Raw genomic sequence first — 14229 nt, forward strand, 5'->3', positions numbered from 1 at the left:
TTCAGACCGGGCCTTTGGGCACGGCGGTTCAGGCGGCGTGTTTCAGGCGGCTGGTTCAGGCGGCTGGTTCAGGCCGGGTGGTTCAGGCGGGGTGGTTCAGGCGGCGTGGCGTTGGATGAGGCGGAGGCCCGCTTCCACCATCGCCCACCCGAGCCGCCGCTCCAGGGCCGTCACCAGCGTTCTCACCGGCGTTCTCACAGAAAGCGTGCGTCGCGCCCCGAGCGCGCGGGCGGGGTCCGGGGGCGGTCCGCCGGGCGCGCGGCGCGCGGCCTCGGCGCGCAGCTCGCCCGCGTTCACGCGGGTGACGTACAGGTACAGGTCGGGGTCCATCGCCGGCCGCCTCCTCAGCGTCGTCGGGGGGTCTCAGGTGCGGAACGGGAAGCCGTACAGGTGGACGGCGACGTTCTCACGGCCCTCGGTGCGGCCCGCCTCCTCGGCGGCCCTGGCGAGGGCGCTCCATCGGGCGGCGAGCGCGTCGAGCTCCTGGCCCAGCAGCCGCAGTTCCTCGGGCGTGAGCGACAGCAGGTGCTCGGAGCTGAAGGCGGCGTCGCGCCAGGCGGGCTCCCAGGCGGACCGGCTGTCGAGGTAGCCCTCGTACATCTCGCTCTGCTGGCGCACCTGCAGCCGTGACACGACGGAGTGGGCGACGACGCCCTCCGGGGCGTCGCGGAAGTCCCTGTCCTTGACGCTCACGCCCTCGACCGCCATGCGCCACCAGCGCTCGCGCGCGTCGCCGCCGCCCTCGGCCTCCTCGATGAGGCCGTGGGCGGCGAGCCTGCGCAGGTGGTAGCTCACCAGCGACACCGCCTCGCCGACCTGGTCGGCCAGCTGGGAGGCGGTGGCCGTGCCCGCTACGTGCAGGGCGCGGAACAGCTGCATGCGCAGGGGGTGCCCGAGCGCCTTCAGCGTGCCGAGGTCCTGGATGCGCCGTGGCTCCTTGTTCGCCATGACCCCACGGTAGATGCGAAAGAAAAATTGCGCAATAAAGTTTTCCCATTTTCCACAGAATCTCGGCCACGCCCTCCGCCTTCCTGGGTAGGGGTCCCGGCTTCCCGGATCGAGCCCTGGGGAGTGACGGATCCACCATGCGTCACGGGCGGAGGCGTACTATCTTTGTACTGACTGGTCAGTTCAAAGAGAGGGAGCTGTGGTGATCGTGGCCAAGGGGTTGTCGGTCGAGGGGGTGTTCCCCGAGGTCTCACTCAAGGCCGGGCCGGGGACGCTCACGGTGATCGCGGGTCCGGCCGGCAGCGGACGGACCAGCCTGCTGCTCACGCTGGCCGGCAGGATGAAGCCCACCGAAGGCACGCTCAGCGTCGCCGGGCAGAGCCGGCCCCGCGCCATCCGCAAGGTCGCCGCGCTCGGCCTCGTCGACGGCGTCACCGATCTCGACAGGTCCATGACGGTCAGGGAGCACCTGCGCGAGCGCAGGCACCGCCCGTACGCCAAGGCGCTGGAGCAGGCCGGGCTGAGCGTGGACGAACGCACGATGGTGCGCGACCTGGACCGCGAGCAGCAGGTACGCCTCGGCATCGCGCTCGCGCTCCTGGACGACCCCGCCGTCGTCTACTGCGACAACGTCGACGCCGGACTGCCCGCCCCGAGGCGGCAGGCGCTGTGGAACACCCTGCGCGACCTCGGCCGCACCGTGGTGGCGACCTGCGTCGAGCCGCCCGCCCGCCACGACCACCTGCTGGAGCTGTCATGAGGGGGATGCTGCGCTCGCGGCTGACGCGGGCGGCGCTCGCGGCCGTCGTCGTGCTGCCGCTGCTGTACGCCGGCCTGTACCTGTGGTCGTTCTGGGACCCGCAGGGCCACCTGGACCGCGTGCCGGTCGCCCTGGTCGTGGAGGACCGTCCGGCCACGGTGAACGGCAAGACACTGCGCGCGGGCCAGGACCTCGCCGCCGAGCTGCGCGAACGCGACGTGTTCGCCTGGCACGACGCGACCGCCCGCGAGGCGGCGGACGGCGTGGCCGACGGCGGCTACTACCTGTCGCTCACGATCCCGGCCGACTTCAGCGCGAGGCTCGCCTCCCCCTCGAACGACGCGACGACCCCCACCCCCGCCCAGCTCGGGCTGCGCGTGGACACCGGCCGCAGCTACATCATGGGCAGCATCTCCGACGCGGTGTTCAACGAAGTGCGGGCCGCCGCCGAGCGCACCGCGGTCCGCGACTACTTCGACCGGGTCTTCGTCTCCATCGGCGACATCCACGACAAGACCGTGGAGGCCGCCGACGGCGCGGGCAAGCTGCACGAGGGCACGGTGAAGGCGGGCAACGGCGTCGAGCAGCTCGACAAGGGGCTCGGCAGCGCCGAGAGCGGCGCCAGGCAGCTGTCGTCGGGGCTGGACACGGCGGGGTCGGCGGTGGGCCGGCTGCAGTCGGGCTCCGCCCAGGTCACCGGCGGCATCACCAAGGCGCAGCAGGCGATCGGGCAGCTGCGCGACGGGCTGGGCAAGCTCGCCGCCGGCACGTCCCAGCTGAAGGACGGCGCCACACAGGCGTCGCAGCAGGTGCACGCCCAGACCCGCACGGTGAACCAGCTCGCCGACACGTACGTGCCGGTGCTGGACGAGTGGGGGCCGAAGGTGGCCGACGCGGCGAACGCCGTCGCCGAGGCCGCCGACCAGGTGGCCGGCGCGCCCGACAGCGGGATCACGGCGAGGGCGGCGAGCAGCTCCCGCGAGGCGGCGTCGCAGGCGCGGGCGGCGCTCGACCGCCTCGGCGAGGACGCCGACCCGGAGGTGCGCTCGCTGCTGCGCAGCGCGGCCGAGTCGGCGGGCCAGGCCGCCGACCAGGCGGAGCGCCTGCAGGGCGGCACGGGGGCGGGGGGCGGCTCCGATCTGAAGGCCAAGGCGCGCGAGCTCGCGGCCTCGGCCCGCAGGATCGCGGCGGTCGCCCCGCAGCTCGGCGGCAAGGTGGACCAGGTGCGCGACCAGGTCAACGCCCTCGACAAGGGTCTCGCCAAGCTCGCCAAGGGCGCCGCGGCCGTCGACGCGGGCGTGGGCAAGGCGAGCGATGGGGTGGACCGCGTCTACGACGGCGCGACCAAGCTGCGCAACGGCTCCCAGCAGGTCACGAACGGGCTCGGGCAGCTCGGCGGCGGCATCGTCAAGCTGAGCGACGGCGCGGACCGGCTCTCCAGCGGCGTGGACCGGCTGCACGACGGCGCCGGCCAGGTGGACAAGGGCATGGACAAGCTGGCCAAGGGCTCCAAGGACCTCGCCAGCGGCCTGAACGACGGCGCCGACCAGATCCCCGACTACGACAAGGCGCAGCGCGACGCCCGCGCCGGCGTGATGAGCGACCCGGTGCGGCTCGACAAGGCGGTGTCCAACGAGGTGCCGAACTACGGCACCGGTTTCGCCCCCTTCTTCCTGCCGCTGTCGCTGTGGGTGGGCGCGATGATCGCGTACATGGTGCTGAAGCCGCTCAACCCGCGCCGCCTGGCGGGCACCACCGGCGCGCTGCGCATCGCGCTGGCGGGCTGGGTGCCCGCGGTGGCGCTCGGCGCGGCGCAGGTGGGGGTGCTGGCCGTGGTGCTGAGGTTCGCGCTCGGCCTGGAGGCCGCCCACTGGGCGGGCGTCTGCGGGCTGCTGCTGCTCGCGGCGGCGGCGTTCCTCGCGGTGGTGCAGGCCGTCAACGCGCTGCTCGGCCCGCCCGGCCGGGTGGTGGCGCTGGCGCTGCTCATGCTCCAGCTCACCTCGGCCGCGGGGACGTACCCGATCGAGACGTCGCCCGGGTTCTTCCAGACGATCTCGCCGTGGCTGCCGATGAGCTGGGTCGTGGCGGCGCTGCGGAGGCTGATCAGCGGCGGCGACATGACCGTGGTGTGGCAGGCTTGCGGCGTGCTGTCCGCCTTCCTCATCCTCGGGCTCGCGCTGACCACCCTCGCGGTCGAGCGCAGCCGTACCTGGACCGTGAAACGCCTGCACCCGGAGCTGTCGCTGTGAGCAGGAACGACACCCGGCAGAGGGTGTTCTCCGCGGCCGTCGAGCTCATCGCGGAGCAGGGGTACGCCTCCACGACCGTCGAGGCCATCGCCGAGCGCGCCGGGGTGGCCAAGGGCACCGTCTTCTACAACTTCCGCAGCAAGGAGGGCCTGTTCGGGGCGCTGCTCGACCACTCCATCGGCAAGCTGGCCGGCGCGCTCAGGGCGGCCGACACCGGGGAGACGGCGCTGGAGGCGCTCGACTCCCTGGTGCTGGGCCAGCTCGTCTTCTTCGAGGAGCACGGCCCGTTCGCGCGGGTGCTGCTGGCCGAGATGTGGCGCACCGCCTGGAAGGAGGCGGTGGCCCGGCTGCGCGAGCAGGCGCTCGGCGTGTACGCGGACGTCCTGCGCAGGGCGGTGGCGAACGGCGAGATCAGGGACGACCTGGACGTGGACACCGCCGCGACGGCCGTGTTCGGCATGGTGCTGACGGTCTCGATCGAGCGCAAGGCGCTCTACCCCGACCGCCCCCTGGAGGTGACGCACCGCACGCTCGTGGACCTGCTGCACGGCCGCATCCGGTGACGGGGCCCTGCCGGGTTCCTCAGGTGGCGCGCACCGGCAGCTCGTACGTGCGGCGGACGCTGCTGCCCAGCGCGCGCACGTCGGCGCCGTACACGTGGACGGAGATCCCGACCTCGGCGCTGGTGTTGCGCACCAGGTGGATGTCGCCGGGCGGCGCGAAGCCGCTGACGTCGCCCGGCCGGTTGGCGGCGCGGCCGATCTCCACCAGGTGGTCGCCCATGTCGCGGTAGAGCGTCTCGTCCTCGACGCCGCTGATCACGCCGAAGGCGCACCAGGAGACGTGGTCGTGGATGGCGGTGTACTGACCGGGCCGCCACACCACGGCCACGACGGAGAACTCGGGCTGGGCGTGCAGGACGCGCGAGGTGTAGCGGTCGGGAGAGCCCTCGCGTTCGGCGGGGGTGAGCAGGTCGGGGCCGGGGAGCCGGTCGCGGAGCAGGTCGGCGACGGCGAAGGCGGTCTTGCGCGGGGTCAGCCGGCGGGCGACGATGCCGGAGACTCCGGAGACCAGCGTGTCGAGGCCGGGTCGCATGGTCGTCAATTCCATGTAGTCCCCCTAGGGAAAGCTGCTAATAGTCTCTCCCCTCCTACGGTCCTACGCCAGCATCGATAGGTCCAACAGAAGTTATCTGCCTCATCCATAGGTACTCTTGATGAATGCTTGATGTGGTGCGGCTCCGCGTCCTGGTCGCCGTGGCGAGGACCGGCTCGCTCACCGCCGCCGCGAAGGAGCTGCACTACTCCCAGCCGTCCATCAGCCACCACCTCGCCAGGCTGGAGGCCGAGACGGGCGCCCGGCTGCTCCAGCGGGCCGGCCGGGGCGTCCGCCTGACCGAGACCGGGCGGCTGCTCGCCGAACGGGCCGCCGACATCATCGGCCGCCTCGACGCCACCGAGGAGGAACTGGCCGCGCACGTCGGCCTGCGCTCCGGCCGGGTCCGGCTCGCGGCCTTCCCGTCGGCGCTCGGCACGTTCGTCCCGCGTGCCGCCATGCGGCTCGCCCGCGACCATCCCGGCCTGCGGCTGCACCTGACCGAGACCGAGCCGCCCGAGGCCCTGCGGCTGCTGCGCGCCGGCCGCGTCGACGTCGCCGTCGTCTTCCGCTACGACGACACCGCCCCCGACGACGGCGGCAACACGACGGTCCACCTCCTCGACGACCCCAGCTACCTCGTCACGGCAGCCGCGGAAGCGCAGCCCGGAGAGCTCGCCGCCCACGCGCACTCGCCGTGGATCGCCGGGTGCGACCGGTGCCGCAGCCATCTGCTCGACCTGTGCGCCAAGGCCGGGTTCGTCCCCCGCATCTCGTTCACCAGCGACGACATCGTGGCCGTGCAGGCGCTCGTCGCGGCCGGGCTCGGGCTCACCCTGCTCCCTGGCCTGGCCCTGCGCGCCCACCGGCACCCGGACGTCCGCGCGTCCGAGGTGCCGGGCTCGACCAGGCACGTCTACGCCGCCCTGCACGGCGACCCGCCCCATCCCCCGGCGGCCGAGGCGCTGCTCGCCGCCCTCAGGGACGCCGTCTGACCACGCCCCGGCCGCAGCGGGAAAGCCGCCGGGGGCGTCGGCCGGGGCGGCGCGGGGAGCCGCCGGAGGGGCGGCCGGGGCGGCGCGGGAAAGCCGTTGACGGCGTCCCTACGATGGGGACATGCCGGACCTTTCCACGCTCGTGCTGTTCTGCACGGCCACCCTCGCCCTGCTCCTCGTGCCCGGACCGGCGGTGCTCTACATCGTGACGAGGAGCGTCGCGCAGGGCCGTTCAGCCGGGCTGGTCTCCGTGCTCGGCGTCCACGCGGGCTCGGTCGTGCACGTCGCCGCCGCGACGCTCGGCATCAGCGCCCTGCTCGCCGCCTCCGCCACGGCGTTCACCGTCGTCAAGTACGTCGGCGTCGCCTACCTCCTCTGGCTCGGGCTGCGCAAGCTGGTGCGCCGCGACGCCTCCACCGCCGAGGAGGGCCCCGTCGAGCTGCCGGTGCAGTCGAGGCGGCGGCTGTTCTGGGAGGGGTTCGTGGTCAACGTGCTGAACCCCAAGACGGCCATCTTCTTCCTGGCGTTCCTGCCGCCGTTCGCCGACCCCTCGCGCGGCCCCGTCGGCCCGCAGATCCTGGTGCTCGGCCTGCTGTGGATGGCGCTCGGCATGGCGTCGGACGGCACGTACGCGCTGGCCTCGGCCGCGCTCGCGGACCGGCTGCGCCGCTCGGGCCGCGCCCGGCGGCGCCTCGACGTCGGCAGCGGCCTGGTCTACCTCGGCCTCGCCGCCTGGCTCACCACCGAGAAGGCCTGACCGCCTGGGACGACGCCGAGCGGAAGCCCGGCCGGACGCCGAAGCCTCACGACGCCCCCTTGCCCACCCGCTCAGCCTGACGACGCCGCCTGGGCCGTCTCCCTGGCCCAGCGGTAGTCCGCCTTGCCCGCCGGGGAGCGGACCATCTCCCGCACGAACGCGTACGTACGCGGCACCTTGTAGCCCGACAGCAGCCCGCGGCAGTGGGCGTCCAGCTCGGCGGCCGTGACCTCGGCCCCGGCGCGCGGCTCGACCACGGCCGCCACCCTGCTCCCCCAGCGTTCGTCGGGCACCCCGGTGACCACCGCGTCGAAGACCGCCGGATGCCCCTTGAGCACCGCCTCGACCTCCTCGGGGAACACCTTCTCCCCGCCGGTGTTGACGCACTGCGAGCCGCGGCCCAGCACGGTCACGGTGCCGTCGGACTCCACGGTGGCCAGGTCGCCGGTCAGCAGCCACCGGGTGCCGTCCGCGTCGGCGACGAACGTCCGCGCGGTCTTGACTGGGTCGTTGTAGTAGCCGAACGCGACCCGGCCCGCCCTGGCCAGGGTGCCGACGCGGCCGGAGCCCGGCTCGACGGGGCGCAGCCCCTCGTCCAGCACGGCCAGCCGCACCGGGGCGTTCGGCCGGTAGCGCAGCCCCTTCTCCGGCGACGAGCCCGCCACCGCCGACGCGGTGTAGCCGGACTCGGTCGAGCCGAAGCTGTCGAGGATCATGACGTTCGGCAGCAGCTCCTGCAGCCGGTCGCGCACCGCGCCGCTCAGTATCGCCCCGGTCGAGCTGACGACCAGCAGCGACGAGACGTCGTACGAGCCGCGCTCCAACGCCTCGGCGAGCGGCCTGGCCATGGCGTCACCGGTGATGTTGACGCTGAGCACGCGTTCCCGCTCGACGGCCCGCCACACCGCGTCGGGGTCGAACGCGCGCACGTACACCACGGTCCCGCCCATCCACCAGGTCAGGAACGTGGCCATCTGGGCGGCGCCGTGCATGAGCGGCGGCACCGCCATCATGACGACCGGGTCGGCCTTCGCCGCCGCGTCGACCACCTCCTGCGGCGTGGCGCGCGGCTCGCCGTACGGGTTGCCGCCGCCGAACCCCATGAACAGGTCCTCGACGTGCCACATCGCGCCCTTCGGCATGCCGGTCGTGCCGCCGGTGTAGATGATGTAGACGTCCTGGCCGGAGCGCGGCGGGAAACCCCGCGCGGGCGAGCCGCCCTCCAGCGCCTTCCTGTACGGCACGGCCGTCGCGATCCCGGGGTCGCCGCCGACGGCGACCAGGTGCTCCAGCAGCGGCGCCCGCCCGGCCACGGCGGCCACCCTGGCGTCGAACGCCACGTCGTAGACGAGCGCCCGGATGTCGGAGTCGCGGTACAGGTAGAGCAGCTCGGACTCCACGTACCGGTAGTTGACGTTGATCGGCACGGCGCGGATCTTGAGCGTGGCGAGCAGGGCGGCGATGTGCTCGACGCCGTTGTGGAGCTGGAGCCCGACGTGCTGGCCCGGCCGGACGCCGACGTCCAGCAGGTGGTGGGCGAGCCGGTTCGCCTCGGCGTCGAGCTCGGCGTAGCTGCGGCGCTCGTCGCCGCAGACCACGGCGGTGCGGTCCCCGATCGCGTCCGCGACCCCCTCGAACAGGTCGGCGTGGTTGAACTCCATCAGGGCCTCTCCCGTCCGACGATCCACATCGCGAAGAACTGGGCTCCCCCGCCGTACGCGTGGCCGAGCGCCAGCCGGGCGCCGTCCACCTGGTGCTCCCCCGCCATGCCGCGCACCTGGAGCGCCGCCTCGGCGAACCTGATCAGGCCGGACGCGCCGATCGGGTTGCTGGACAGCACGCCGCCGGAGGCGTTCCACGGGATATCGCCGTCGAGCGCGGTCGCCCCGGACTCGGTGAGCTTCCACCCCTCGCCCTCGGCCGCGAACCCCAAGTTCTCCAGCCACATCGGCTCGTACCAGGAGAACGGGACGTACACCTCGGCCACGTCGATGTCCCTGCGCGGGTCGCAGACGCCGGCCTGGCGGTAGACGTCGGCGGCGCAGTCCTTGCCCGCCTGCGGGCTGACGGTGTCGCGGCCGGCGCGGAAGATCGGCTCGGAGCGCATGGCGGCGCCGTGGACCCAGGCGGGCGTGCCCGTCACCTTGTCCTCCGAGGCCAGCACCAGGGCGCACGCGCCGTCGCTGGACGGGCAGGTCTCCAGGTAGCGGATCGGCTCCCACAGCATGGGCGTGGACTCCACCATCGCCTGGTCGATGCCGGGGATCCTGAGGTGCGCGTACGGGTTCTTCAGCGCGTTCAGCCGGTCCTTGACGGCGACCAGCGTGCCGATGTGGGCGGGCGCGCCCGACCTGCGCATGTACTCCCTGATGTGCGGCGCGAAGTAGCCGCCCGCGCCCACCACCAGCGACGCGCTGAACGGCAGGTGCGTGGACAGCGCCCAGGTGGCGTTCGACTCCGACTGCTTCTCGAAGGCGACGACGAGCACCCGGTCGTGGACGCCGCCCTGGATGAGGCTCGCCCCGACCAGCGCCGTGGAGCCTCCGACGCTGCCCGCCGTGTGGACCCGCGTCACCGGCTTGCCCGCCGCGCCGAGCGCGTCCGCCAGGTACGACTCCGGCATCATGACGCCCTCGAACAGGTCGGGCGCCTTGCCGACGACGACCGCGTCGATGTCCTTGAACGTCAGCCCGGCGTCCTCCAGGGCCCGCAACGCCGCCTCCCGGACCAGCCCGGCGATCGACACGTCCCTGCGCTTGGTGGTGTAGCGGGTCTGGCCGACCCCGATGACGGCGCATCTGTTCATGGGTGGCTCACGCCTCCAGGACGGTCACGAGGTTGTGCTGCAGGCAGGGGCCGTTCGCGGCGTGCGCGACGGCGCGGCGGGCGGAGCCGTCGAGGACGCGCCGCGCCGCCTCGCCGACCCGGATGAGCCCGGTCGCCATGACGGGGTTGGCGGCGAGCGGGCCGCCCGACGGGTTGACCACGGTGTCGCCGCCCAGGCCGAGCGCCTCCCGCAGGACGACCTCCTCGTGCGGGAACTGGGCGTGCAGCTCGGCCACCTCCACCGGCCCCTTGCCGACCCCGGCGGCCCGCGCCGCGTCCGCCGCCGAGACCGAGCGGCCGAGGTCGCGCATGCCGAGGTAGTGCGGCTCGACCCGGTGGGCGATGCCCCTGACGTACGCCGGGCGCTCGCACAGCTCGCGCGCCGCGTCGCCGGCGGCGAGCACGACGGCCGCCGCCCCGTCGGTGATCGGCGGCAGGTCGGCCGCCCTGAGCGGCGCGACCGGCCCGTCGGCTACGTCGGGCTCGGGCAGGTCCGGGGCGTACGGGTTGGCCCGCCCGTCGGCCCTGCTGCGCCTGACGATCCCGTCGAGCAGTTCGCGGTCGGCGTCCACGGCGGCGGCTTGGAGCGCGGCGTACGAGACCTGGTCGAGGCCGAGTGGTGCGAGGTAGTACGGGTCGAGCTGGAGCGTCATGATCTCGCGCAGGTCGCCGAGCGACGACTTGCCGAAGCCGTAGACGAGGGCGGTGTCGACGTCGCCGTGCTGGAGGCGCACCCACGCCTCGTACAGCGCCCAGGCGGCGTCCATCTCGACGTGGCTCTCGGAGATCGGCGGCCAGGCGCCGATCGCGTCGAGCGCGGAGACGAACGAGAAGGGGGCGCCCGCCAGGTAGTCGCAGCTCCCCGAGCAGGTGAAGCCGAACCTGGTCAGCCCGGTGCGCTCCTTGACCTCGTCGATCACGGGCAGGATCAGCTCGGTCTCGCTCAGCCCGGCGTCCTCGCGGGTGTGGCGGGTCTGGGCGAAGGCGACGACCGCGACGTCTCTCATGACAGCCCCCTCATGACAGCTCCATGTCCGGCTCGCCCGTGGGGGCGAACCAGCGCACGTTCGCCATGGACGGAGTGCGTTCCTCCTCGGGCACCCACACGGCCCTGACCCGCATGCCCTGCCGCACCTCGTGCGCGGGGACGTCGCCGATCAGCGCGATCATCGGGATGTCGGCGCCGTCGAGCAGCACGTACGCGGAGACGAACGGCACCTCGGGCGCGCGCGGGTCGGGCAGGTTGTTGATGGCGAACGTGGTGATCACTCCGGTGCCGGGCAGCTCGACCGGCTCGCCGATGCGGCCGCCGCACTCCGGGCAGGACGTCCGGTACGGCACGTACACCTGGTCGCAGCGGGCGCAGCGCCCGCCCAGGAAGACCCCGCGCGCGACGCCCTCCAGGAAGACCCGCAGCGCGCCGCCGGCCCGCAGGCGGTACTCGGCGCGGACCGGCGAGACGATCTTCGTCACCTCGGGCGCGAAGTACGCGATGTCGGTGATCTGGCCGGTCGGGGCGTCCTTCCAGACCGGCCAGACGCGGGTGCCGGGCGGCACGGCGCGGGGGTCGCCGGCGTCCACGGCGTGGACGAGCGCGGTGTCGGCGCCGTCGAGCCTGATCAGCGCCCAGGCGAACGGGCGGTCGAGCGGGTGCGCCGCCCTGGGCTCGCGCACCCAGGCGCTCGCGGTGACCGTGCCCGCCGGGCCGACCTCGACGTACTCGCCGGTGACCGGGTCTCCCGTGGCGGGGTCGTACTCGAGCGGCGGCACCAGCACCCTGCCCTCGGCGGTGCGCACGCCGACGAGGCGGCGGGCGCGCAGCTCCGTGAGGAACCGGCCGATGACGGGCCCGGTCGTGCGGGTGTAGCCGCCGGGGAACTCCAGCACGTGGCGGGCGACCAGCGGGTCAGATGGCACGGTCACGTCCCTCCCAGTACGGGGCGCGGAGCTTGCGTTTGAGCAGCTTGCCGTTGGGTTCGCGGGGCATCTGCGCGACGAAGTCGACGCTCTTCGGCCACTTCATGCGCGACAGGCGGCCCTCCAGCGAGGCGAGGATCTCCGCGGCCAGCGCGGGGCCGGGCGCGACGCCCGGCGCGGGCTCGACCACGGCCTTGATCTGCTCGCCCCACTCCTCGTCGGGGATGCCGAACACGGCCACGTCCGCGACCTTGGGGTGGATCATGATCTCGTTCTCGATCTCGGCGGGGTAGATGTTCGCTCCCCCGGAGATGATCAGGTCGGCCTTGCGGTCGCAGAGGTAGAGGAAGCCGTCCTCGTCGAGGTAGCCGATGTCGCCGACGGTGAAGTGGTCCTTCAGACGGCTCGCCGCGGTCTTGGCCGGGTCGCCCTTGTACTCGAAGGCGACGCCCGTCATCTTCATGTAGATCGTGCCGGGGGTGCCGGGCGGCACGGGCTCGCCGTCGTCGTCCACGACGAGCAGCTCACTGATCGGCCAGGGCCTGCCGACCGTCCCGGGGTGCGACTTCCAGTCCTCGGGGGTGGCGATGGTGCCGCCGCCCTCGGTCGCCGCGTAGTACTCGTAGACGCAGTCGCCCCACCACTCCAGCATCGCCCGTTTCACCGGCACCGGGCAGGGCGCGGCGGCGTGGATCATCCAGCGCAGCGACGACAGGTCGTGGCGGCTCCGCACCTCCTCCGGCAGGGCGAGCAGCCGCTTGAAGTGCGTCGGGACCATGTGGGAGCTGGTGACGCGGTGGCGCTCGCACAGCCGCAGCATCTCCTCGGCGTCCCAGTGGTCCATGTAGACGAGGGTGTGGCCCATGTGCAGCGCCGTGCCGCCGAACTGGGTGACGGCGGTGTGGTAGGCGGGCGAGGTGACGAGGTGGGCGTTCGGACGGCCCGGGGTCATGCCGAACAGGGCGAGCAGGAACGTCATCAGCTCGGCGGCGTCGTCCGGGTCCGCGCCGCTGAGCGGGCGGCGCACGCCCTTCGGCTTGCCGGTGGTGCCCGACGTGTAGTGCATGGTCGCGCCGGCCGTCCTGCCGCTCGGCGGGGTGTCCGGCTGCCCGTCGGTCAGCTCGTCCGCCTGCCTGAACCCCTCGACGCCCGGCGCCCCCCCGATCAGGAACCGGCGGTGCGGCTCGATCGCCTCGGCCGCCCGCGCGCCCTCGGCGGCGAAGCGCGGGTGGACGAAGAACGCCTTCGCCTCGCTGTCGGCGACGATGTAGGCGATCTCGGGGCCGGTCAGGTGCCAGTTAACCGGGGTGTAGTACCAGCCGGCCTGGAGCGCGGCGAGGTAGAGGACGAGGCCGTCCGCGCCGTTGGGCACCAGGCCGCAGACGCCGTCGCCGGGGCGCAGGCCGAGGTCGCGCAGCCCGTGGACGAGCCGGTTCGCGCGGGCGAGCAGGTCGCCGGCGCGGTGCGGTGTCCCTTCGGGGTCGACGGCGGCGATCCAGCCGGGATCGGCCTGCGCGAGCCTCCAGAATCCGAGCGTGCCCATCTGAACTCCTCAGTCAGGTGTTCGAGGCCCCGAGCCGGAAACGAGAACGTGTTCTCGTTTGCTGGGCAGCGTAACCCGGGGACCTGCCCGTAGCAAGCGCTTGATTCGCCCCGAACGCCCCCGATCGGCGCTTGCCGGGCGGGACGGCTCGTCCGCGGAACGGCTTGCCAGGAGGGACGGCTCGTCCGCGGAACGGCTTGTCGGGGGACGGCTCGTCGGCGGGCGGTCGCGGAGGTAGGATCGCGCCGAACAAGCGCTTGATCACCAGCTTGATCACCATCGTGGAGGCGTCCGTGGAGCTCCTGCCGATCAGCACCCCGCACTGCCGCGTCGAACGGGACGGCCACGTCGTGACCGTCACCATGAACCGGCCAGCAGCCCGCAACGCCCTGTCCGCGGACATGCTGATCGGCATGGCGTCGGCCTGGGCGTACGTGTCGGCCGAGCCAGGCGTCCGGGTGGCGATCCTGACCGGGGCCGGCGGCACGTTCTGCTCCGGCGCCGACCTCAAGGCCATGGGGCAGCCGTCGGAGGACCCCGAGGTGCGGGCGCGCGCCGCGCGCATCCCCGACTACCACTGGAAGGGCCTGCTGCGCGAGGACCTGCCCACCAAGCCGGTCATCTGCGCCGTCGAGGGGTACGCCGTCGCCGGCGGCACCGAGCTGCTCGTCGGCACCGACCTGCGGGTGGTGGCCGAGTCGGCCACGCTCGGCCTGTTCGAGGCCAGGCGCGCGCTGTTCCCCATGGGCGGCAGCGCCGTACGGCTGCCGAGGCAGATCCCGTACTGCCACGCGATGGACCTCCTCCTCACGGGACGGTCGGTCACGGCGGCCGAGGCGCTGGCGATGGGCCTGGTCAACCGGGTGGTGCCTGACGGCCGGGCCCTGGAGGCCGCCCGCGAGCTGGCCGCCGCCGTCGCCGCCTCCGGCCCGCTGGCCGTCCAGGCCATCCTCCGCACGTACCGCGACACGCTCGGCATGCCGGAGCCCGAGGCGCTGAAGGTGTCGGACGACCTGGGCTGGCCGGTGATCGGCTCGGAGGACGCCAAGGAAGGCACCCGCGCCTTCCGCGAGAAGCGCCCCCCGACCTACGAGGGCCACTGAACCACCGCCACCCCGGCCGCGCCCCGGCCCCCGCCG

14 protein-coding genes are annotated in these 14229 nt (G+C 73.4%); 6 read left to right on the plus strand and 8 right to left on the minus strand.

The features are described 5' to 3' along the window. Positions 1 to 96: 96 nt before the first annotated feature. Positions 97 to 330: a hypothetical protein gene (locus BMX74_RS29785; RefSeq protein WP_055506735.1), complete on the minus strand. Its 234-nt coding sequence runs from the start codon at positions 328 to 330 to the stop codon at positions 97 to 99. Positions 331 to 363: 33 nt separating this feature from the next. Beyond that, a complete protein-coding gene (locus BMX74_RS29790; protein WP_055506734.1) occupies positions 364 to 948 on the minus strand; it encodes a winged helix-turn-helix domain-containing protein in 585 nt (194 codons plus the stop codon). Positions 949 to 1150: 202 nt separating this feature from the next. Between BMX74_RS29790 and BMX74_RS29795 the strand changes: the two genes are divergently transcribed. Genes BMX74_RS29795 through BMX74_RS29805 form a run of 3 tightly spaced genes read left to right on the plus strand, consistent with a single transcriptional unit; the run spans position 1151 to position 4520 of the window. Beyond that, positions 1151 to 1708: an ATP-binding cassette domain-containing protein gene (locus BMX74_RS29795; protein ID WP_176573505.1), complete on the plus strand. Its 558-nt coding sequence runs from the start codon at positions 1151 to 1153 to the stop codon at positions 1706 to 1708. Further along, positions 1705 to 3957, plus strand: a complete 2253-nt coding sequence (locus BMX74_RS29800; protein WP_091103997.1) for a YhgE/Pip domain-containing protein — start codon at positions 1705 to 1707, stop codon at positions 3955 to 3957. The genes BMX74_RS29795 and BMX74_RS29800 overlap by 4 nt, the downstream gene beginning before the upstream one ends. Next, the gene (locus BMX74_RS29805) at positions 3954 to 4520 is read left to right on the plus strand and encodes a TetR/AcrR family transcriptional regulator (RefSeq protein ID WP_055506731.1); all 567 of its coding nucleotides are present in this window, start codon (positions 3954 to 3956) and stop codon (positions 4518 to 4520) included. Before BMX74_RS29800 ends, BMX74_RS29805 begins: the two co-directional genes overlap by 4 nt. Before the next feature lie 19 nt (positions 4521 to 4539). Here the strand turns inward: BMX74_RS29805 and BMX74_RS29810 are convergent, their stop codons facing one another. Continuing rightward, complete coding sequence (locus BMX74_RS29810; protein ID WP_091103999.1) at positions 4540 to 5067, minus strand: cysteine dioxygenase family protein; 528 nt, start codon at positions 5065 to 5067, stop codon at positions 4540 to 4542. Between the two features lie 110 nt (positions 5068 to 5177). Between BMX74_RS29810 and BMX74_RS29815 the strand changes: the two genes are divergently transcribed. Together BMX74_RS29815 and BMX74_RS29820 are read left to right on the plus strand one after the other, a co-directional pair. Beyond that, complete coding sequence (locus BMX74_RS29815; RefSeq protein ID WP_091104000.1) at positions 5178 to 6047, plus strand: LysR family transcriptional regulator; 870 nt, start codon at positions 5178 to 5180, stop codon at positions 6045 to 6047. 121 nt (positions 6048 to 6168) lie between these two features. Next, a complete protein-coding gene (locus BMX74_RS29820) occupies positions 6169 to 6804 on the plus strand; it encodes a LysE family translocator (RefSeq protein WP_091104002.1) in 636 nt (211 codons plus the stop codon). Between the two features lie 71 nt (positions 6805 to 6875). Here BMX74_RS29820 and BMX74_RS29825 read toward each other — a convergent pair whose 3' ends face one another. The 5 genes from BMX74_RS29825 to BMX74_RS29845 are packed head-to-tail and all read right to left on the minus strand — an operon-like array spanning position 6876 to position 13090. Continuing rightward, complete coding sequence (locus tag BMX74_RS29825; protein ID WP_091104004.1) at positions 6876 to 8465, minus strand: acyl-CoA synthetase; 1590 nt, start codon at positions 8463 to 8465, stop codon at positions 6876 to 6878. Beyond that, the gene (locus BMX74_RS29830) at positions 8465 to 9610 is read right to left on the minus strand and encodes a thiolase domain-containing protein (RefSeq protein WP_055506726.1); all 1146 of its coding nucleotides are present in this window, start codon (positions 9608 to 9610) and stop codon (positions 8465 to 8467) included. Before BMX74_RS29830 ends, BMX74_RS29825 begins: the two co-directional genes overlap by 1 nt. Before the next feature lie 7 nt (positions 9611 to 9617). Next, positions 9618 to 10637, minus strand: a complete 1020-nt coding sequence (locus tag BMX74_RS29835) for a lipid-transfer protein (protein WP_055506725.1) — start codon at positions 10635 to 10637, stop codon at positions 9618 to 9620. 10 nt (positions 10638 to 10647) lie between these two features. Continuing rightward, positions 10648 to 11547, minus strand: coding sequence for a Zn-ribbon domain-containing OB-fold protein (locus tag BMX74_RS29840; protein WP_420538148.1), 900 nt, complete (start codon positions 11545 to 11547; stop codon positions 10648 to 10650). Next, positions 11537 to 13090, minus strand: coding sequence for an acyl-CoA synthetase (locus BMX74_RS29845; protein ID WP_091104006.1), 1554 nt, complete (start codon positions 13088 to 13090; stop codon positions 11537 to 11539). The genes BMX74_RS29840 and BMX74_RS29845 overlap by 11 nt, the downstream gene beginning before the upstream one ends. Before the next feature lie 293 nt (positions 13091 to 13383). On the opposite strand from BMX74_RS29845, the gene BMX74_RS29850 reads away from it, so the two are divergent. Next, positions 13384 to 14193, plus strand: coding sequence for a crotonase/enoyl-CoA hydratase family protein (locus BMX74_RS29850; protein WP_091104097.1), 810 nt, complete (start codon positions 13384 to 13386; stop codon positions 14191 to 14193). The last annotated feature ends 36 nt before the right edge of the window (positions 14194 to 14229 follow it).

The sequence above is a fragment of the Nonomuraea pusilla genome (genome assembly GCF_900109355.1).
GTDB lineage: Bacteria > Actinomycetota > Actinomycetes > Streptosporangiales > Streptosporangiaceae > Nonomuraea > Nonomuraea pusilla.